The sequence below is a fragment of the Hydrocarboniphaga sp. genome (assembly GCF_965279055.1).
GTDB lineage: Bacteria > Pseudomonadota > Gammaproteobacteria > Nevskiales > Nevskiaceae > Hydrocarboniphaga.
Genome location: NZ_OZ257125.1, coordinates 3,111,301 through 3,130,353, shown reverse-complemented (window position 1 = coordinate 3,130,353; position 19,053 = coordinate 3,111,301). Strand labels below are relative to the sequence as shown.

Here is a 19,053-nt window from a genome sequence, read left to right as displayed (position 1 = left end):
GGCGCTGCCGATGCGGCCTGAACTTCTTTGAACAAGTGTTTCATTAAAAACGGCATTGGTCTTGCCTAGCAAGTTTTCGCGTGGGCCTTGCCGCACGCGCCGCCATGGACGGTGCCGCTTGATGCGACGCGGCGTGAAGGAGCCGCTATCATGAAATTCGAACAGCCTACCGCCTATCTCGCCAGCGCTGTAGAGGAACCCGTGCAAGCCCAATCGGACCCGCGTTTCGTCAGCCGTCTCACCAAGAGCACGCTCGCGCTCGTCATGGCCGGTGGCCGCGGTTCGCGCCTCGGGCCGATGACGCAGTGGCGCGCCAAGCCGGGTGTGCCGATTGCCGGCAAGTTCCGCATCATCGATTTCTCGCTGTCCAACTGCATCAACTCGGGCATCCGCCGCATCGGCGTGCTGACCCAGTACAAAAGCCATTCGCTGATCCAGCATCTGCAGAAGGCCTGGAGCTTTCTCGGCGGCGAGTTCGGCGAGTTCGTCGAGCTGCTGCCGGCGCAGCAGCGGGTCGACGAGAACAGCTGGTACATGGGCACGGCGGATGCGGTGTACCAGAACCTCGACATCATCCGCGCGCACGAGCCCAGCCACGTGCTGATCCTGGCCGGCGACCATGTCTACAAGATGGACTATGGCCGCATGCTGGCGCACCACGTCGAGAAAGGCGCGCAGATTTCGGTGGGCTGCGTCGAAGTGCCGCTGGAGGAAGCCACCGGCTTCGGCGTGATGGCCGTGGACGGTGAAAGCCGCGTGATCAAGTTTTCGGAGAAGCCCAAGCATCCCGAATGCATGCCGGGCCGGCCGGACACCGCGCTGGCGTCGATGGGCATCTACATTTTCGACGCGAGCTACCTGCTGGATCTGCTGACGCGCGACGCCGGCATGAGCATGAGCAGCCACGACTTCGGCCACGACATCATCCCGCAGGCGATCAAGAACAACCGCGTCTTCGCCTACGCGCTGCGCGACGTGCACGACGCCAACCGCGCCGGCTACTGGCGCGACGTCGGCACCATCGACGCCTACTGGAAGGCCAATCTCGAGCTGGTCGACGTGGTGCCGGAGCTGAACCTGTACGACGAGCAGTGGCCGATCTGGACCTACCAGCAGCAGACCCCGCCGGCCAAGTTCGTGTTCGACGGACCCAACGGCCGCGGTTCGGCCGTCAACTCGATGGTCGCCGGCGGCGCCATCGTCTCCGGCGCCGAGGTCCATCATTCGGTGCTGTTCTCGAACGTGGTCATCGAGCGCGGCAGCGTCGTCGACAGCTCGGTGATCCTGCCTCGGGTCAAGATCGGCCCCAACTGCACGATCCGCAAGGCGGTCATCGACGAGGGCTGCATCATTCCGGCAGGCACCTCGATCGGCGTCGATCTGGCCGAGGACAAGAAGCTCTACCACCTGTCGCCGGGCGGCGTGGTGCTGGTGACCTCGGAGATGCTGGGCCAGCCGCCGATGGTGCGCTGAGCTTTCGCGTCAAACAAAAGGCCGCCCTGAGGCGGCCTTTTGTTTTGCAGCTCGTTCGATCCGGTCAGAACGCGCTGCTGCCGTTCGGCGTGCCCAGCCCGGTCGGGCCGTCGTAACCGACACCCGCGGTGCACAGGTAGGGCACGCTGCAGCTGCCGTTGCTGCCCGAGGTCACGTCGAACAGCGCGCCGAGATTCGCGTAGGGATCGGCACCGTAATTCACCGCGCCGCCGTTGACGCCGTAGATGCCGCCGATCACCGGTGCCGCGACGCTGGTGCCGCCGAATACCAGCCAGCCGGAGCGGTTGTTGGTGATCGGGCCGTAGACCGCGACACCGGTGTTCGGGTCGGCGACGGCGGAGACGTCGGCGAGGCTGCGCATCGCACAGCCGCTGTCGGTCTGCCAGCTCGGCTTGGCGTACACCGTGCTGCAGCCGCTGCCGGCGCCGCTCCAGGCGGTCTCGGTCCAGCCGCGGGCATTGCTGGCGGTGACCAGATGGGTGCCGCCGACCGCGGTGACGTGCGGCGACGAGGCCGGGAACTGCACGCCGTAGCCGCTATCGCCGGTGCTGACGGTGATCGCGATGCCCGGATGGTTGTACGAGCCTTCGTAGCTGCTGCTGCCGGATTCGCTGCCGCCGTAGCTGTTGCTGATCACGTGCGCACCGAAGGCCGCCGCAGTGTCCACCGACGCGGCCAGTGCCGCCGAGCTGCTGGCATTGGCTTCGACCAGGATCAGCTTGCAGTTCGGGCACATCGCGCTCGCCATATCCAGATCCAGCGCGGTTTCCTGCGACCAGCCCTTGTTGGTCTTCGGATAAGGGCCGGCGCTGCCGGTCTGGTTGAGTTTCTGGAAGCAGCCGTTGGCGGTGGTGCAGGGCGGCAGGCCGTACTGCGCGCGATACGTCGCCAGATCGCTTTCCGCGTTCGGATAGCCGTAGGCGTCGACGATCGCGATGATCGTGCTCGAACTGCCGTTGCCGGTGATCTTGTAGGCCGAGCGCAGATCGGCTGGACCGTAGCCGCCCGGCGTCTTGGTCTCGCGCAGGTTGCCGTCGTCGTCGACCACCACACGCGCATGGCAGCGCGCCATGTGTTGCTCGGCGATCGCCGGACACACCGCAATATGCTTGACCACGCGCCCGGGTGCCGCCTGCGCCGCTCCGACACTCAGCAGCGCGATCCCGACCACCGCCCGAAGTAACAGCCTTGTAACGTTTGGCATCGAAATGTCTCCGTAAAAACAGCAAGTTAGCGATATCGCAACGCGCTTGCGGAGACACTAGTCATGCCAGTTGCCGTCAGCCGGACGGCGGCCCGCGCCGCCGGCCGACCGGCGGCGCCGGCTCGGGGCCTACAACCAGATCATCGCGCCGAGTTCAAAGCGATGCGCCTGTGCCGCGTGCTGCGGATAGGCGCGGATCTGGTAGTGCTGCAGGCCGCTGAGCGGCTCGATCTCGCTCTGGTAGAGGCCGGCCGCGCCGGGCTGCAAGTCCAGCACGCGCTCGACCTGGAACGCGCCCAGCGAGTCGACGCGGCCGACCCGGCACTCGACGCGCAGCTCGTCCGCGGCCAGGCCGTTGAGCTGTACCTGCACGCTCAGCGGCAGACGCTCGCCGGTGGAGACGACCTGGGCCGGCGGCTCGGCCAGCCGCAGCGACACGCCAGGCCAGGCCTGGAGCACGCGCTGCTTCCACTGCGACAGCTCGCTGGCGAGCTTGCCGTCGGCCGCGCTCAACTTCGCCGAGGCTTTCGCTGCCGGCCCGTAGTAGCCGCGCACGTAGTCGATCACCTGGCGCGAGGAGTTGAAGCGCGGAATCAGGCTCTTCATCGAATTACGCGACAGCTGCAGCCAGTCGTCGGAATAGCCGTCGCCGGCGCTGCCGTAGTAGCGCGGCGCGACTTCGTGTTCGAGCAGATCGAGCAGCTGGCGCGATTCTTCGGCGTCGCGAATGTTCGCGTCGAGCACCGGCTGGATCGCAAAGCCGTTCTGCGCTGGCGCGGCCTGATAGCCCTCGGCCCACCAGCCGTCCATCACCGACAGATTGACCACGCCGTTGATGCCGGCCTTCTCGCCCGAGGTGCCGCTGGCCTCCTGCGGATACTCGGGGTTGTTGAGCCAGACGTCGCAGCCCTGCACCAGGTTGCGCGCCAGCAGCATGTCGTAGCCTTCGACCATGAACAGCCGGCCGATGAACTCCGGCCTCAGCGACATCTCGTGCAGCTGGCGGATCAGGTCCTGGCCGGGCTGGTCTTTCGGATGGGCCTTGCCGGCGAAGATCAGGATCGCCGGGCGTTGCGGATCGTTCAGCAGCCGCGACAGCCGCGCCGGGTCGCGCAGGATCAGCGTCGCGCGCTTGTAGGTGGCGAAACGCCGCGCGAAGCCCAGTACCAGGGTGCGCGTGTCGTGCGTGGCGATGTGCTGGGTGGCCTGCGCGATCAGCGCTTCCGGCAGTTCGTTGCGACGATGCTGGCGAGTGATGCGCTCGACGATGTCGATCAGCAGGTCGCGCTTGAGCTGGCGGCGGACCGCGCGAAAGCGATGATCCGGAATTTCGTCGAGCCTGCGCCAGTAATCGACGTCGAGCAGCTTGTTGCGCCAGCCGCGCAGCGAATCATGGAACAGCTGCGTCCAGGCGCGTGCGATGAAGGTCGGCAGATGCACGCCGTTGGTGACCGAGCCGATCGGATTTTCGTCAGGCTTGATCTGTGGCCACAGACTGCGCTCCATTTGCGAGGCGACGCCGCCGTGGATCTTCGACACGCCGTTGTGGAAGCGCGAGCCGCGCAAGGCCAGCGCGGTCATGTTGAAGCGCGTTTCGCCGTGGCCATCGGCGCCCAGGCCGAGCAGGCGTTTTTCATCGGCGCCGAACTGCGGCAGCAGTTGCTGGAAAAACCAGTTGATCTGCGCGTGATGAAAAATGTCGTGGCCGGCCGGCACCGGCGTATGCGTGGTGAACACCGTGCCGCTGGCGACTTCCTCCAGCGCCGCCTCGAAGTCGCGGCCCCTGGCGACGTGCTCGCGCACGCGCTCCAGGATCATGAAGGCCGCGTGGCCTTCGTTGATATGCCAGGCGCTGGGCGCAAGGCCCAAGGCACGCAGGGCACGCACGCCGCCGATGCCGAGCACGATTTCCTGCTGGATGCGCGTATCGGTGTTGCCGCCGTAGAGCTGCTGGGTGATGCCGCGATCGGCGTCGCCGTTCTCCGGCAGATCGGCGTCGAGCAGGTACAGCGAAATATGCCCGACGTCGGCGCGCCACACGCGCAGCTGCACGATGCGGTCGGCGATCGGCACCGACACGCGCAGCTCGCTACCCTTTGTGTCGCGCACGATGCTGATCGGCAGTTCGTCGAAGTTCGCGGTCTGCGGTGTCGCGATCTGGCGGCCGAGACTGTCGATGGTTTGGATGAAATAGCCTTCCCGATACAGCAGGCCGACCGCGACGAAGGGCACGCCCAGGTCGCTGGCCGCCTTGCAATGATCGCCGGCCAGAATGCCGAGGCCGCCGGAATAGATCGGCAAGGATTCGTGCAGGCCGAATTCGGCGCAGAAATACGCGATCAGATCCTGGCCCGGCTGCAGATGCTCCAGCACTTCGGGCTTGGCGTCGGCCGCGAGATAGGAGTCGTACGACGCCAGCGCGCCGTTGTAGTCCTGCAGAAAATCATCGTCGTCGGCGGCCGCGACCAGCACGCTCTGCGGCACGCGGCGCAGGAACAGTTTCGGATTATTGCCGCAGGCGCGCCACAGCTCCTTGTCGAGCCGCCAGAACACGCCGCGGATGTCGCGATCCCAGCTGTACATCAGGTTCGAGGCCAGGTCGTTCAAGCGGCTCAGCGCGGCGGGAATCTGCGGCCTGAGTTCGAGGCGGAAAAGCGTGCCGGGCATCGTCATCTCCTGATGTTTTCATTGCCGTCCATGCAGGAGTTTAGCCTGCCCCGCGCCGCGCTCGCGTTGAGCCGCCAGCAGCTACTGCTTCAGATGCGCAGCTTGCCGGGCTTTACGTTTAGCTGTTGCAGACGCGCGTCGAGCAGGCCCGGAAAACGTCCGTACCAGGTCGCGTTCAATGGTGAAGGATGCGGCAGCGGATGCAGCGTGAACTCGCGCCTGATGTTGTCATCGTCACCGGCCTGCAAGCTGATGCGCAGCGACTCGGAGAATCGATTCTCGCTCAGCCAGAATGCGTCGAGCTTGTCGCGCGCTTCGCGCGACTGCAGCAGGCCGAACCACAGAAATGCTTCGCGACCCAGCGTGATGATGTGCTCGCCTTGCCAGTGCTGGATCAGCAACCGCGCCATCGTCGGCTGAAAGCGCTGCTTGATCTTGGTCGACCAGGCCTTGTTGCCGACCGGCTTGTACGGCACGGTATTGGCCCAGTAGAAATCGCGGCCGATTTCGCGCGAGCTGTCGAAGTCCGGCAGCGCCTTGCCATCGTGCAGCGCGCGGTACAGCGCGCGTCGCACCAGCTGGCCGCCGGCACCGATGAAGGGCTCGCCGTGCTGCACTTCATCGCGTCCCGGATCACGGCCGAAGAAGCCGACGCGACTATCGTCCGGACCGAGTCCGAGCACCGGTTCGAACGGGTCCTTGCCGAAGCGTGCGTAGACCTCGACGTCGATGCCCTCGGTGTGCGCGGCGAGTTCGCGGAAGCGGGCGGTCAGCTGGGACTTCGAGAGGGCAGTGCTCATCGGCGGATTCTAATGCAGCCGCGCGCCCCGCCTCGTGGTTGCCGCGCAGGCGGGCAGCGCCAGCCGTCGCGGTGCTGCGCTGTCAGCCCTGGATTCCCGCTTTCGCGGGAATGACCGCGAAAAAAGGCCTAGTGATCCTTGCTGCGCGTGCGCGTGGCGCCGGTGAACAGCGCGATGCCGAGCAGGATGGTGCAGCCGATGGCGATGTACATCGTCGGTACGCCGGCGAGCACGCAGCCCCAGGCGATGCCGCCGATGAAGATCAGAAAGCCGATCAGGTAAATCGCAAATGACATGGTCGCCTCGACGCGGGGCAGGGTTCAGACGCCATTCTGCTCAGGCTGGCTGAACGCTCGCCGTTAGCTCCGATGTGTCCCTCGATACGGCTCGCAAGCGAGCCTACTCGGGAAGAACGGGGGTTTGTGGTGTCCGCATCAACGAAACTCCGTTCCTCCCGAGTAGCGGGCTTGCCCGCGTATCGAGGGACCCGATCGCACGCGATGAAGTCTCAGCGCCGCTCGATGCTCCAGCTGCGATGCGACGGCGGAGGCCGCTTGAAGTCCTCGTCCAGCGTCTGCGAGGTGATTTCGTTGATCCTGAATTCGTCGGTCAAGGCTTCATCGAGCTTGAAGCGGCGGCGGTTGGTCGAGAAGTACAGCTTGCCGGCCGGCGCCAGCAGCGCGACCGCGTTGCGGATCATCTCGGCGTGGTCGGCCTGCGTGTCCAGCACGCCTTCCATTTTCTTCGAGTTCGAAAACGTCGGCGGATCGCAGAAGATCAGGTCGTAGCGCGGCGCGCGCGGGTCGGCGGCCTGCTCGGCGAGCCAGGCCATCGCGTCGGCGCGGATCAGCTGGTGCGTATTCCACGGCCCGCGCGTGTCGAAGCCGTTGAGCAGCAGGTTGCGATCCGCCCAATCCAGATAGGTCTTCGACAGGTCTACCGAGGTCGTATGCGAAGCGCCGCCCTTGGCGGCGTGTACCGTCGCGCTGCCGGTGTAGCAGAACAGGTTCAGAAAGCGCTTGTCTTCGATCTCTTTCTGGATGCGCAGACGGATCGGCCGATGATCGAGAAACAGGCCGGTATCGAGGTAATCCTCGAAGTTCACCCACAGCTTGCAGCCGTGTTCGACCACGGTCATGAACTCGCGGCTTTCGTCCTGTTTCTGGTACTGCGCGCTACCGCGCTGCGACTTGCGCAGCTTGTAGTGAATGCGCGAGGCCGGTACCGCGAGGATGGACTGCAGTTGCGCCAGCGCTTCACGCAGGCGGCGCTCCGCCTTGGTCGGGTCGATCGTGTCGGGCGCGGCGTATTCCTGCACGTGCACCTGTAATTCCGGCGTTTCATACAGATCGATCGCCAGCGCGTAGTCGGGCAGGTCGGCGTCGTAGACACGGTAGTTGTTGATGCCGCCGCGTTTGGCCCATTTGCCCAGATGCTTCAGGTTTTTCTTCAGCCGGTTGGCAAAGTCTTCGCCGCCGCTGATCACCAGCGGCGTCGCTTCGACACCCGGCGCCGACGCGGCGCGAGCGGCCATCTCGAACTGCAGCAGCTTGCACTCGATCGCGCCGTTGAACAGCGTATGCATCTGTGAAGCACGCAGGCCCAGGCGCGGGCTCAGATCCGGGCGACTCGTGAACACCGATGCGCGCCAGCCGCTGAAATAATTTTTCAGGGTCGCGCCGAACAGCGAATACAGCTTGATGATTTCGCTCTCGCTGCCGAGGCGCTCGCCATACGGCGGATTGGTCGCGACCAGGCCCGTCGCGGCGATCGGCCGTGCCTCCAGCGCGTCGCGCTGCTCGAAGCGGATGTGGCCGAGCAGGCCGGCCTTGTCCGCGTTCAGATGCGCCGAGCGCAGCACGTTGTCGTCGATGTCGCTGCCGACGATGGGCGGCAGCCTGGCCAGGCCCGCCGACTTGCGGCCCGAAGCCTCGGCGCGGATTGATTGCCACAGCGCGGCGTTGTGGCCGCTCCAGGCCTCGAACCCGTATTTGACGCGCTTCAGGCCGGGCGCGATGTCGGCCGCGATCATCGCGCCTTCGATCAGCAGGGTGCCGGAGCCGCACATCGGGTCGAGCAGCGCGCCGCCGGCCGCGGCGATGCCGGCCCAGCCGGAGCGCACCAGGATCGCCGCGGCGAGGTTTTCCTTCAGCGGCGCTTCGCCGGCGGTGATGCGGTAGCCGCGCTTGTGCAGGCTCTCGCCGGAGAGATCCAGGCTCAGCGTCGCCTGCGCGCGCTCCAGGTGTACGTGGATGCGGATGTCGGGCGCGTCGGTGTCGACATTGGGCCGCTCGCCGTGACGCTCGCGGAAGCGGTCGGCGATCGCGTCCTTGACCTTGAGGCCGGCGTAATGGGTGTGGGTCACCGCCGGCGAATGGCCGGCGACCTCGATCGCGAAGGTCTTCTCCAGCGCGAACAGGTCCGGCCAGACGATGGACTTGGCGCCTTCGTACAGCGCATCGGCGTCGGTTAGCGGGAAGGTCGCCAGCGGCATCAGGATGCGGTTGGCCAGGCGCGTCCACAGGCAGGCGCGGTAGGCGGCCTCGAGGTCGCCGCTGAAGGCGATGCCGCCCTTGCGTTCGCGGGCTTCGGTGGCGCCGAGCGCGGTCAGCTCGGCCGCCAGCAGCGGCTCGACGCCGCGCGGGCAGGTGGCAAACAGGGAGAGAAGGCTCATGGACATATGATCGCATGGGCGGTCCGCGTCTCTAAATTAGTGATCCCCTCCCGCGCGCGCGGGGGAGGGTCAGGGTGGGGGCGTTCGTCGCGGAGCAACTCTTTATCTTCACGCCCCCATCCCGGCCTTCCCCCGCAGGCGAGGGAAGGAGACAAGACAAGGCTTGTGTGGCCCCGGGATGGCCCCATAGAAGTCGGCAGGGGATACACCGGACGGCTTCCGCCACACCGTCCGCCGGGAGGAGTGGCATAATCCGCCGCTCGTTTTTTGGCCCCTGCGGCCATCCATCCTTGGTATCCCATGCTCGACTTCTTCTTCAGCCCTGCCTTCGCGCAGGCAGCCGCTCCCGCCCAGCCCAATGCGCTGGTGCAGTTCGCGCCGCTCGTGGTCCTGTTCGTGCTGTTCTACTTCCTGCTGATCCGCCCGCAGATGAAGCGCAGCAAGGAAACCCGCCAGATGATCGAAAAGATCGCCAAGGGTGACGAAGTGGTGCTGGCCGGCGGTCTCGCCGGCAAGGTGGTCAGCATCGGTGAAGCCTTCCTGACCGTCGAAGTCGCCGAAGGCGTCAACGTCAAGGTGCAGAAGTCGGCCGTCGGCAGCGTGCTGCCCAAGGGCACCCTCAAAACCCTGTAGCAGGTTTGCGGCACCGCGCCGGCGCGGCCCTCCCGGGCGGTGCCGGCGATCGGCTATCTGGAGTAGCGCATGCGTCCTTACGCAACGTGGAAATACATCGCCCTGCTGGTCGTCACGATTTTCAGCACGCTTTACGCGCTGCCGAATTTGTTTGGCCAGAGCCCGTCCGTGCAGATTTCGCAGGAGTCCGGCGACCCGGTTCCGGCCGCGATCGGCACCCGGATCGACAGCGTGCTCAAGCAGGCGCAGCTCAGCGCGGTGGCCAGCAATGCCGACGGTGCCAACTGGACCGTGCGCTTCGCCGACGGCGACACCCAGCTGCATGCCAGCGACGAGATCAAGAAGGCGCTAGGCAATGACTACACCGTCGCGCTGAGCAGCAGCACCAACACGCCGGCCTGGCTGGCGGCGATCGGCGCCAAGCCGATGGCCCTGGGCCTGGACCTGCGCGGCGGCGTGCACTTTTTGCTGGAAGTCGACGTCGACGTGGTGCGCAAGAAGGCGATCGAGAATTACGTCAACGAGCTGCCGGCGACGCTGCGTAAAGAGGACATCCGCTACACCGGCCGCCGCCAGGCCGGCGACGCGGTAGCCTTGGATTTCGCCGATCAGGCTAAATTCGACGCAGCAAAACAATACATCTCCAGCAACTACCGCGAGTTGGCGCTTTCGTCGCCACCGTCTTCGCCGCTGACGCTGGAAGCGCGCATCACCGATGTCGAGGCCAAGCGCATTCAGGACTTCGCGGTGCAGCAGAACCTGATCACTTTGCGCAACCGCGTCAACCAGCTCGGCGTCGCCGAACCGATCGTGCAGAAGCAGGGCGCCAACCGCATCCTGGTGCAGCTGCCGGGCGTTCAGGACCCGACCCGCGTCAAGGAGCTGCTGAGCGCGACCGCGACGCTGGAATATCGCGCCGTGGTCGAAGACGGCGACGCGCGCGGCGCGGCCGCCAGCGGCATCACGCCGCCGGGCACCGAGCTGTTCTACACGCGTGACGGCCACCTGCCGTACCTGCTGAAGAAAGAGATCATCGTCACCGGTTCGCAGCTGACCAATGCGCAGCCCGGCATCGATTCGCAGAGCGGTACGCCGCAGGTCAGCGTCACGCTCGATGGCCAGGGCGCGAAGAAGATGTTCGACTTCACCTCGGGCAACGTCGGCAAGCCGATGGCGGTGCTGTTCCGCGAGCGCCAGGTGGTGACCAGCTACAACGCCAAGGGCGAGGCGATCCGCGAGCATAAGAACGTCGACGAAATCATTTCGGTGGCGACCGTGCGCGGCGTGTTCGGCAAGAACTTCCAGACCACCGGCCTGGGCCAGAAGGAAGCGCAGAACCTGTCGCTGCTGCTCAAAGCCGGTGCGCTGGCCGCGCCGGTGGACATCGTCGAGGAACGCACGGTCGGCCCGAGCCTGGGCGCCGACAACATCCGCCAGGGCTTCCAGGCCGCGGCGCTGGGTCTGGCGCTGGTCGCCGCGTTCATGATCGTCTACTACCGCGTGTTCGGCATCTTCGCGATCCTGGCGCTGGCGCTGAACCTGCTGCTGCTGATCACCGGCCTGTCGCTGCTCGGCGCGACCTTGTCCATGCCCGGCATCGCCGGCCTGGTGCTGACCATGGGTATCGCGGTCGACGCCAACGTGCTGATCTACGAGCGCATCCGCGAAGAATTGCGCGGCGGCATGAGCCCGGCCAAGGCGATCGAAGCCGGCTACGACCGCGCTTTCCTGACCATCGCCGACGCCAACGTGACCACCTTGATCGCGGCGATCGTGCTGATCGCGATCGGCGCCGGCCCGGTGCGCGGCTTCGCCATCGTGCTGGCGCTGGGCATCGTCGCCTCGCAGTTCACCGCGATCGTCGGCTCACGCGCGCTCGCGCATCTGGTCTTCGGCCGCAAGGCGCGCATGACCGACCTGCCGATCTGGTAATGAGCCCGCGCTTCTCACAGGTCGCCGGAGAATCCGGCGCTCCTTATCGCTATCGCAGAGAGCTTCGAATGTCCTCCACTTACAACGTTTCGAATGATTCTCCGGCTAAATCGGTGCTGGCCTGTCTGCGGCGCGCAGAGCTTGGGCTTCACTCACCCCATAGCATCGCTATGGGGTTCGCTCCAGCCCGGCGCTCTGCACGTCCTCGCCAACGGCCATCACTCGATTTCCCTGCGAGAAACGCGGGCTAAGGGAGAACTACTATGAAATTTTTCGATCGCGTCCCGAATATCGACTTCATGGCCCAACGCAAAACGGGCCTGTGGGTGTCGTCCGCGCTGACCGTCGCCGTGATCCTGTTGCTGGCCTTCCGTGGCCTGAACTTCGGCATCGATTTCACCGGCGGCGTGCTGGTGGAAGTGACCTATCCGCAGACCGTGCAGCTGGACGAGGTGCGCGAGCACCTCAAATCCGCCGGCTACGAGCGCGAAACCGTGCAGTACTTCGGCACCAGCCAGGACGTGCTGATCCGCCTGCCGCCGTCGAAGGACAGCACCGCGCAGGTCAGTACCCGGATCCTCGAAGCGCTCAATGCGCAGCAGGAGAATATCCAGCTGCGCAAGATCGATTTCGTCGGCGCGCAGGTCGGCGACGAGCTGACCGAGAAAGGCGCGATGGCGCTGATCTTCGCGTTCATCGGCATCGCGCTGTACATCATGTTCCGCTTCGAGTGGAAGTTCTCGGTCGGCGCGGTCGCGGCGCTGGTGCATGACGCGCTGATGACGCTGGGCTTCCTGTCGATCTTCTGGACCGAGTTCGACCTGACCACGCTGGCGGCGATCCTGGCGCTGATCGGTTACTCGAACAACGAAACGGTGGTCATCTACGACCGCGTTCGCGAGAACCTGCTGTCGCAGCGGCGCGCGAATATTTTTGAAGTCGTGAACCTGTCGATCAACCAGACGCTGCTGCGCTCGGTGATCACCCATTTGACGACGCTGCTGGTGCTCTCCGCGCTGTTCTTCATGGGCGGGCAGAGCGTGCACAGCTTTGCGGTGGCGCTGATGGTGGGCGTCGTCGTCGCCACGTATTCGTCGATCTACATCTCGACGGGCCTGGCGATTCTGCTCGGCATTTCCCGCGAAGATTTGTTGCCGCCCAAGGATGAGGCGGTCGACGAGCTGCCCTAGGTCCAGCGCGATAGTCGCTGTGTAGGCTTGGCGTGCCCGGCCGGGGAGAAAGCACGCCAGCAGCGCCGTAAGTCAAAAGCGAAACGCTGGGCCTGTAGGAGCGGGCTTGCCCGCGACTGAGGCTTCGAATGCACAGTCGCGGGCAAGCCCGCTCCTACAGGTGCGGATGCTTCGCTGTGCAAAAAAGCCGTGCCACCCGCTGCGCGCGACTTTTTCCGGGGCGTCCTCAAGGGGCCCTGAACGTCGAAAGCGAAGCGCTCGAGTTGTAGGAGCGGACCCTGTCCGCGACTCACACTGCAACGGCACAGTCGCGGACAGGGTCCGCTCCTAGAGGTGCCGATACTTCGCTGTACCGCGGTCCGCCGGCAGTGACCACGAGGCCACGAGCGGGCAGCCCCAACGCAACGCCTCAGTGCGGCAAGCGCAAGCCGATCTCGGTGATCTTCTCGCCGTCCATCTTCTTCACCACCAGTTCCATCTCGCCAAGCCGCAGGCGATCGCCGACCACCGGCCGCGGAATCACGCTCTTGAAGAACTCCGCGACGTTACGCGTCTTCGCCGACTCCGGCAGATCCAGACCGTAGGCATCCGCCAGCGCTGTCGCCGGCGCTTTCAGATCGATCTGGAATTCGCCGAAGAAGCGCGCTTCCGCCGCCTCGCGTTTCGGCGCCACATGATCGGAGCGGAAGGTTTCGTCGAGCTTGGGCAATTCGTCCTGCGAGGCCAGCATCGCGATGTAGTCACCGGCGCGCAGCGTGCCCCATTCGCGATAACTGATGACCTTGCCACGGCGTGAGATGCAGACGATGCGCGAGGTGTCCTCGATCGGCAGGTTCTTGGATTTGAGGCCGATCAGCGGGCTGTTTTCGCCAATCAGGTAGCTGACGATTTCGTAGCCGCGCGTGCCGGGCAGGTCGAAGTCGCTGCGATGGACCATCGCGGTGCTTGCCGGCATTTGCAGGCCGAGCAGCTTGGCCATCGGGCCGACGCTCCAGCCCTGCACGACCAGCGACACCAGCACGATGAAGAAGGCGACGTTGAACACCAGGCCGGCGTTGTCGATGCCGGCGAGCCACGGGAACGTGGCCAGCACGATCGGCACCGAGCCGCGCAGGCCGACCCAGGCGATGTAGGCCTGCTCGCGCAGCGGAAAGCGGAACGGGCTCAGCGCCAGCACCACCGCCAGCGGCCGCGCGACCAGGATCAGCACCAGGCTGATCAGCAGGGCCGGAATCGCCACCGGCAGCAGCTTGCTCGGCGTCACCAGCAGGCCGAGGATCACGAACATGCCGATCTGCGAGGCCCAGGCGACGCCGTCGTGAAAGCGGCGGATGCTGCCGAAGGCGCGCACTTTGCGGTTGCCGAGGACCACGCCGGCCAGATACACCGACAGGAAGCCGCTGCCGTGCAGGCTCGCGGTCAGGCCAAAAATGAACAGGCCGCTGAACAAGGCCATCAGCGGATACAGCGAATCCGACAGGTTCAGCCGGTTCAGCGACCACACCAGCGCGCGGCCGCCGTAGACGCCGATCAGCACGCCCAGACCCATCTGCTGGACCAGGAAGATCAGGCCTTCGTACCAGTGGTAGTCGGCCGGTGCCTGCATGTATTGCAGCAGGCCCAGGGTCAAAAACACCGCCATCGGATCGTTGGTGCCGGATTCGATTTCCAGCGCCGAGGTGACGCGTTCGTTCAGGTGCACGGCGTTGCTGTGCAGCAGCGAAAACACCGCGGCGGCGTCGGTGGAGCCGACGATCGCGCCGATCAGAAAGCCTTCGACCAGCGGCAGATGCAGCACCCAGGCGGCGAACGCGCCGACGACGCCGGTGGTGACGAGCACGCCGACCGTGGCCAGCGACACCGCCGGCTGCAGGCCGACGCGGAACGTGGTCATGCGCGTGCGCATGCCACCGTCGAACAGCACCACGGCCAGCGCCGCGGTGCCGGCCAGGTTGGACAGGCTGTAGTCGTGGAACAGGATGCCGCCGGGGCCGTCTTCGCCGGCGAGCATGCCGACGACCAGGAACACCAGCAGCAGCGGAACGCCCAGGCGCGGCGACAGCACCGACGCGAGAATGCTGACGAGAAACAGCAGGCCGGCGACGAGGATCAGGTGATTCGCGATTTCCATGTCGGCGGCGCGGCTTCAGTCCGTTGAAGTATTACGTGGGATTCCTGCCTCTATGCAGCTATCGTTCCGAACTATCAAGTGCAGCGCGAGCTTTTCCCCCTCTCCCTCCGGGAGAGGGTGTCGCGGCAGCGACGGGTGAGGGTGTTGGGAGAATGAGCGCCCTCATCCGGCCCTTCGGGCCACCTTCTCCCGGAGGGAGAAGGCAAAGACTTCAGCCCGCGTCGAACGCCGGGCGCGCGGCCTTGAGCACGTCGTTGAGCGCGCCGTGGATCTTAGGCGTCGCCACCATCACGTTGCCGGTGGACAGCGGATCGCCTTCGCCATACAACTCGCCGACGATGCCGCCGGCTTCCTGCACCAGCACCAGGCCGGCCGCCATGTCCCAGGGTTTCAGGCCCATTTCCCAGTACGCGTCGAGCCGCCCGGCGGCGACATAGGCCAGGTCCAGCGAGGCCGCGCCGGCGCGGCGGATGCCGGCGGTATTCTCGGCAACGGCGTTGAGGCTGGGGATATACGCCGGCAGCTTGTCCGGCTTGATCGGCACGCCGGTGCCGACCAGGCTCTGCTCCAGGTCGCGGCAGGTGCTGACGCGGATGCGGCGGTTGTTGAGCGTCGCGCCGGCGCCGCGGCTGCCGACGTACAGGTCCTGCGTGCACGGCGCATAGATCACGCCATGCGTCAGCACGCCCTTGATCTGGATGCCGATCGACACCGCGAAATGCGGCAGCCGGTGCAGGAAGTTGGTGGTGCCGTCGAGCGGGTCGATGATCCAGACCACTTCGTTGTCGCCGATCTTGCCGCCTTCCTCGCCGAGGATGGCGTGCATCGGATAGGCCTTGTGCACCAGCTTGATGATCTCGGACTCGGCGCCGCGATCAACCTGGGTCACGAAATCGTTGCGGCCTTTGTGCTCGATCTGCAGCGTGTCGGCACGCTCGAGGTTGCGCATGATGAAGTTTCCGGCGCTGCGGGCGGCGGAAACGGCGATGTTTACCAGTGGATGCACTGATCTGGCCAGGGGTAGCGGGGACGGGCATTAGAATACCAAACATGTCCGCCTCCCCCTTGGAAAACATCGTCATCGTGCTGGTCGGTACCCAGCATCCCGGCAACATCGGCTCGGCCGCGCGCGCCTTGCTGGTCATGGGTTTGACGCGTCTGCGCCTGGTCAGTCCGCATCATTTTCCGGACGAGCACGCCGACGCGATGGCCAGCGGCGCGGTGCCGATTCTGCGCAATGCCCAGGTCTACGACAGCCTGGAGGCGGCCGTCGAGGACTGCGCCTGGGTGGTCGGCACCTCGGCCCGCGCGCGCTACCTCGGCGACGAGCCGATGCTGCCCGGCGAGGCCGCGTCGGCGCTGCTGCAGGCGACGTCGGCCGGCACCGTCGCGCTGGTGTTCGGCTGCGAGCGCACCGGCCTGACCAACGAGCAGCTCGATTGCTGCCACCGGCTGACGATGGTGCCGGCCAACCCGGAATACTCCTCGCTGAACCTGGCGGCCGCGGTGCAGATCTACGGCTGGGAACTACGCAAGGCGGCGATCGCGCCCGGCGCGGTCGCGTCCAAGAGCGATCCGGAGTTCATGAAGGGCCGCTTCCGCGCACCGACCGGCGAGCAGATGGAGCAGTTCTTCGAGCACCTGGAAAAAACCCTGATCGGCACCGGCTTCATCGATCCGGCCAATCCACGGCTGCTGACCCGGCGGCTGCGCACGCTGTTCAACCGCGCGCGGCCGGATCTGAACGAACTCAACATCTTGCGCGGCATTCTGACCTCGGTCGAGAAGCCCAAGCACCGCACCCGCCGGGAGCGCGGGCCGGACCGGACGCCGCCGAAATCGTCGCCGGGGTGAAACCCGGATTTGGCTGGGCTAGGGGCGCTCAACCCCGGGTTTCACCCGGGCTACGGGGAATTTTGACTGGCATGGTCGGCGCGATGCTGGCGTAGAGCTGCCACAGCCATTGCGCACGCGAATCGCGGCTGGCCTGGTCGGCATCGGCGGCCTGCGGCGGCACGAGGAAGGGTGAGCGGGCCGGGCGAGGCGGCTTGGCTGATTTGCTGTTCATGTATATCGGACCATGGCGGAGCGCGTCCGTTCCCGGCAGGCGGTCCCGTTTTCGTCAGCCTGCCGGGGCCGCGCCGGGCCAAGGTTTACAATGCCGGCTCCCCGGCTCAGGTGCCGCACCGCCTCATGTTCAGCCGTATCCGCGAAGACATCCGCAGCGTTTTCGAACGCGATCCCGCCGCCAAATCGGTATGGGAAGTGCTGACCTGCTATCCGGGCCTGCATGCGGTCTGGGGACATCGGGTCTCGCATTTTTTCTGGCGCCACGGCTGGCGCTGGCTGGGCCGCTTCAACTCGCATGTCGCGCGCTGGCTGACCGGCATCGAAATCCATCCCGGCGCCCGGCTCGGCCGTCGCTTTTTCATCGATCACGGCATGGGCGTGGTGATCGGCGAAACCGCGCAGGTCGGCGACGACTGCACGCTGTATCAGGGCGTGACCCTGGGCGGCACCTCGCTGGCCGGCGGCAAGCGCCACCCGACGCTCGGCAACAACGTCGTCGTCGGCTCCGGCGCCAAGGTGCTGGGCGGTTTCACCGTCGGCGACGGCGCGCGCATCGGCTCCAACGCGGTGGTGGTGCGCGAAGTGCCGGCCGGCGCGACCGCAATCGGCATCCCGGCGCGCATCGTTCAGGAGCAGCCGCCGCCGGTCTCGCCGAGCGCGCAGAACATTGCCAGCAAGCTCGGCTTCGACGCCTACGGCATAACCCGCGACATGCCCGACCCGGTGGCCAATGCGATCAGCGCGATGCTCGACCATATCCAGCAGCTCGATCAGCGCCTGGTCCAGGTCTGCGAGTTCCTGCATCAGGTCGATTCGCGGATGCCCGAGCTGAAACTGGCCCAGCTCGAGCTGCCGGATTTCTGCGCCGACGGCACGTTGCTGCCGGAAGCCAAAAAAGCCGACGCGGCCTAGTCCACTGCATCGATGAAATCGCACCTGGCTACCGCTATCCAGATGCTTTTCCACCGATGCAGCGGACTGGTTGCGGCTCGCCGCGCCGCCCTCATGTTGACCTGATGCCGATCTATCTCGACCACAACGCGACCACGCATCTCGACCCGAGAGTGCTCGAGGCGATGCTGCCCTACCTGTCTGGGCCGGCGGCAAACGCCTCTAGCCTGCATCGCTACGGCCGCATCGCGCGCGACGCGATCGAAGCCGCGCGCGTGCAGGTCGCGCAACTGGTCGGCGTCACGCCGCGCGAGGTGATCTGGACCAGCGGCGGCACCGAGTCGAACAACCTGGCGATCAAGGGCGTAGCGGACAGCTTCGCTCCGGCGCGCCTGCTGTACGGCGCGACCGAACATCCGGCGGTGATGGAAGCGGCGGAATCGCTGGCTGCGCATGCCTGGAATGTCGAGGCGATCGCGGTGGACCGGCGCGGACACGTCGTCGACTCCGCGTTGCAGGCGCAGCTTGCGAAAGCGGACGTCAAGCTGGTGTCGCTGATGCGCGCCAACAACGAAACCGGCGTGATTCAGGACATCGCGCACTACGCCGGGCTCGTACACGCCGCCGGTGCCTGGCTGCATGTCGACGCGGTGCAGGCCGCCGGCAAGATGCCGGTCGACATGAGCGAACTCGGCGCCGATCTGATGAGCCTGTCCAGCCACAAGATCTACGGGCCGAAAGGCATCGGCGCCTTGGTCGTGCGCGCCGAGGTCGAGCTGCGGCCGCTGATGCACGGCGGCGCGCAGGAGCGCGGCGTGCGCGGCGGCACCGAGAACGTCGCCGCGATCGCCGGCTTCGGCTGTGCGGCCGAGCTGGCGATGCAGGAACTCGAAACGCGCACGGCGCATCTGCTGCCGCTGCGCGAGCGCCTCGAAGCCGGCTTGCGCGAAATCCCCGGCACCCTGGTGTTCGGCGCCGGTGCCGAGCGTCTCGCCAATACGCTGCAGTTCGCACTCGCTGGCTACGACGGCGAAGCCCTGCTGATGCAGCTCGATCGCCGCGGCATGGCGGTGTCCAGCGGCTCGGCCTGCGCCGCCGGCAACGGTGCGCCGAGCCACGTGCTGATCGCGATGGGCTACGACACGGTCACCGCCAAGGGCGCGATCCGCGTCAGCCTGGGCAAGGACAATACGGCCGACGACATCGATCGGCTGCTCGCGGTGCTGGGCGAGATCGCGCGCTCGCTGGTAGCGGCTTGAATGATGTTTAGCCAGCGCCGTTCATCCCGAGTAGCCGCTTGCGGCGTATCGAGGGACACATCGAGCTTCGGTCCCCTCCCTCGATACGCGGGCAAGCCCGCTACTCGG

General features: G+C 66.0%; 15 protein-coding genes. 7 read left to right on the top strand and 8 right to left on the bottom strand.

Annotated elements, in window-relative coordinates:
- Positions 1–264: 264 nt before the first annotated feature.
- Positions 265–1,473 (top strand): glucose-1-phosphate adenylyltransferase, encoded by a 1,209-nt coding sequence (glgC, locus tag ACQZF9_RS14190; protein WP_428313434.1) that lies wholly within the window; start codon positions 265–267, stop codon positions 1,471–1,473.
- Between the two features lie 64 nt (positions 1,474–1,537).
- Here the strand turns inward: glgC and ACQZF9_RS14185 are convergent, their stop codons facing one another.
- The 5 genes from ACQZF9_RS14185 to rlmKL all read right to left on the bottom strand — a co-directional run bounded on the left by ACQZF9_RS14185 (position 1,538) and on the right by rlmKL (position 8,839).
- Positions 1,538–2,698 (bottom strand): S53 family peptidase, encoded by a 1,161-nt coding sequence (locus tag ACQZF9_RS14185; RefSeq protein WP_428309613.1) that lies wholly within the window; start codon positions 2,696–2,698, stop codon positions 1,538–1,540.
- 129 nt (positions 2,699–2,827) lie between these two features.
- Positions 2,828–5,365: an alpha-glucan family phosphorylase gene (gene glgP, locus ACQZF9_RS14180; protein WP_428309612.1), complete on the bottom strand. Its 2,538-nt coding sequence runs from the start codon at positions 5,363–5,365 to the stop codon at positions 2,828–2,830.
- A gap of 89 nt (positions 5,366–5,454) precedes the next feature.
- On the bottom strand, positions 5,455–6,165 hold the full coding sequence (locus tag ACQZF9_RS14175; RefSeq protein WP_428309611.1) for a uracil-DNA glycosylase family protein: 711 nt from the start codon (positions 6,163–6,165) through the stop codon (positions 5,455–5,457).
- A 128-nt stretch (positions 6,166–6,293) separates the two neighbouring features.
- Positions 6,294–6,461 (bottom strand): hypothetical protein, encoded by a 168-nt coding sequence (locus ACQZF9_RS14170; protein ID WP_428309610.1) that lies wholly within the window; start codon positions 6,459–6,461, stop codon positions 6,294–6,296.
- Positions 6,462–6,673: 212 nt separating this feature from the next.
- Positions 6,674–8,839: a bifunctional 23S rRNA (guanine(2069)-N(7))-methyltransferase RlmK/23S rRNA (guanine(2445)-N(2))-methyltransferase RlmL gene (gene rlmKL / locus ACQZF9_RS14165; RefSeq protein WP_428309609.1), complete on the bottom strand. Its 2,166-nt coding sequence runs from the start codon at positions 8,837–8,839 to the stop codon at positions 6,674–6,676.
- 300 nt (positions 8,840–9,139) lie between these two features.
- Here rlmKL and yajC point away from each other — a divergent pair, with 300 nt between their 5' ends.
- The 3 genes from yajC (at position 9,140) to secF (ending at position 12,594) form a co-directional block, all read left to right on the top strand.
- Positions 9,140–9,472: a preprotein translocase subunit YajC gene (yajC, locus tag ACQZF9_RS14160; RefSeq protein WP_428309608.1), complete on the top strand. Its 333-nt coding sequence runs from the start codon at positions 9,140–9,142 to the stop codon at positions 9,470–9,472.
- A gap of 69 nt (positions 9,473–9,541) precedes the next feature.
- Positions 9,542–11,404 (top strand): protein translocase subunit SecD, encoded by a 1,863-nt coding sequence (secD, locus tag ACQZF9_RS14155; protein ID WP_428309607.1) that lies wholly within the window; start codon positions 9,542–9,544, stop codon positions 11,402–11,404.
- A 263-nt stretch (positions 11,405–11,667) separates the two neighbouring features.
- Entirely contained in the window at positions 11,668–12,594 is a 927-nt protein-coding gene (secF, locus tag ACQZF9_RS14150; protein WP_428309606.1) for a protein translocase subunit SecF, read from the top strand.
- Positions 12,595–13,003: 409 nt separating this feature from the next.
- Here secF and ACQZF9_RS14145 read toward each other — a convergent pair whose 3' ends face one another.
- Both ACQZF9_RS14145 and ACQZF9_RS14140 read right to left on the bottom strand, forming a co-directional pair.
- The gene (locus ACQZF9_RS14145) at positions 13,004–14,725 is read right to left on the bottom strand and encodes a potassium/proton antiporter (RefSeq protein ID WP_428309605.1); all 1,722 of its coding nucleotides are present in this window, start codon (positions 14,723–14,725) and stop codon (positions 13,004–13,006) included.
- A 211-nt stretch (positions 14,726–14,936) separates the two neighbouring features.
- Positions 14,937–15,674 carry an inositol monophosphatase family protein gene (locus ACQZF9_RS14140; RefSeq protein WP_428309604.1) on the bottom strand — a complete coding sequence of 246 codons (738 nt, stop codon included), beginning with the start codon at positions 15,672–15,674 and terminating at the stop codon, positions 14,937–14,939.
- A 101-nt stretch (positions 15,675–15,775) separates the two neighbouring features.
- On the opposite strand from ACQZF9_RS14140, the gene ACQZF9_RS14135 reads away from it, so the two are divergent.
- A complete protein-coding gene (locus ACQZF9_RS14135) occupies positions 15,776–16,579 on the top strand; it encodes an RNA methyltransferase (RefSeq protein WP_428309603.1) in 804 nt (267 codons plus the stop codon).
- A gap of 28 nt (positions 16,580–16,607) precedes the next feature.
- On the opposite strand, the gene ACQZF9_RS14130 is transcribed toward ACQZF9_RS14135, so the two are convergent.
- Positions 16,608–16,793, bottom strand: coding sequence for a hypothetical protein (locus ACQZF9_RS14130; protein ID WP_428309602.1), 186 nt, complete (start codon positions 16,791–16,793; stop codon positions 16,608–16,610).
- 125 nt (positions 16,794–16,918) lie between these two features.
- Here ACQZF9_RS14130 and cysE point away from each other — a divergent pair, with 125 nt between their 5' ends.
- Complete coding sequence (gene cysE / locus ACQZF9_RS14125; RefSeq protein WP_428309601.1) at positions 16,919–17,707, top strand: serine O-acetyltransferase; 789 nt, start codon at positions 16,919–16,921, stop codon at positions 17,705–17,707.
- A gap of 104 nt (positions 17,708–17,811) precedes the next feature.
- Positions 17,812–18,945, top strand: coding sequence for a cysteine desulfurase family protein (locus ACQZF9_RS14120; RefSeq protein ID WP_428309600.1), 1,134 nt, complete (start codon positions 17,812–17,814; stop codon positions 18,943–18,945).
- Positions 18,946–19,053 lie beyond the last annotated feature (108 nt).

Excerpts from the sequence above, each read along its gene's own strand:
- glgC (WP_428313434.1), top strand. The coding sequence starts at position 265 with ATGGCCGGTGGCCGCGGTTCGCGCCTCGGGCCGATGACGCAGTGGCGC.
- ACQZF9_RS14185 (WP_428309613.1), bottom strand. The coding sequence starts at position 2,698 with ATGCCAAACGTTACAAGGCTGTTACTTCGGGCGGTGGTCGGGATCGCG.
- glgP (WP_428309612.1), bottom strand. The coding sequence starts at position 5,365 with ATGCCCGGCACGCTTTTCCGCCTCGAACTCAGGCCGCAGATTCCCGCC.
- ACQZF9_RS14175 (WP_428309611.1), bottom strand. The coding sequence starts at position 6,165 with ATGAGCACTGCCCTCTCGAAGTCCCAGCTGACCGCCCGCTTCCGCGAA.
- ACQZF9_RS14170 (WP_428309610.1), bottom strand. The coding sequence starts at position 6,461 with ATGTCATTTGCGATTTACCTGATCGGCTTTCTGATCTTCATCGGCGGC.
- rlmKL (WP_428309609.1), bottom strand. The coding sequence starts at position 8,839 with ATGAGCCTTCTCTCCCTGTTTGCCACCTGCCCGCGCGGCGTCGAGCCG.
- yajC (WP_428309608.1), top strand. The coding sequence starts at position 9,140 with ATGCTCGACTTCTTCTTCAGCCCTGCCTTCGCGCAGGCAGCCGCTCCC.
- secD (WP_428309607.1), top strand. The coding sequence starts at position 9,542 with ATGCGTCCTTACGCAACGTGGAAATACATCGCCCTGCTGGTCGTCACG.
- secF (WP_428309606.1), top strand. The coding sequence starts at position 11,668 with ATGAAATTTTTCGATCGCGTCCCGAATATCGACTTCATGGCCCAACGC.
- ACQZF9_RS14145 (WP_428309605.1), bottom strand. The coding sequence starts at position 14,725 with ATGGAAATCGCGAATCACCTGATCCTCGTCGCCGGCCTGCTGTTTCTC.
- ACQZF9_RS14140 (WP_428309604.1), bottom strand. The coding sequence starts at position 15,674 with ATGCGCAACCTCGAGCGTGCCGACACGCTGCAGATCGAGCACAAAGGC.
- ACQZF9_RS14135 (WP_428309603.1), top strand. The coding sequence starts at position 15,776 with ATGTCCGCCTCCCCCTTGGAAAACATCGTCATCGTGCTGGTCGGTACC.
- ACQZF9_RS14130 (WP_428309602.1), bottom strand. The coding sequence starts at position 16,793 with ATGAACAGCAAATCAGCCAAGCCGCCTCGCCCGGCCCGCTCACCCTTC.
- cysE (WP_428309601.1), top strand. The coding sequence starts at position 16,919 with ATGTTCAGCCGTATCCGCGAAGACATCCGCAGCGTTTTCGAACGCGAT.
- ACQZF9_RS14120 (WP_428309600.1), top strand. The coding sequence starts at position 17,812 with ATGCCGATCTATCTCGACCACAACGCGACCACGCATCTCGACCCGAGA.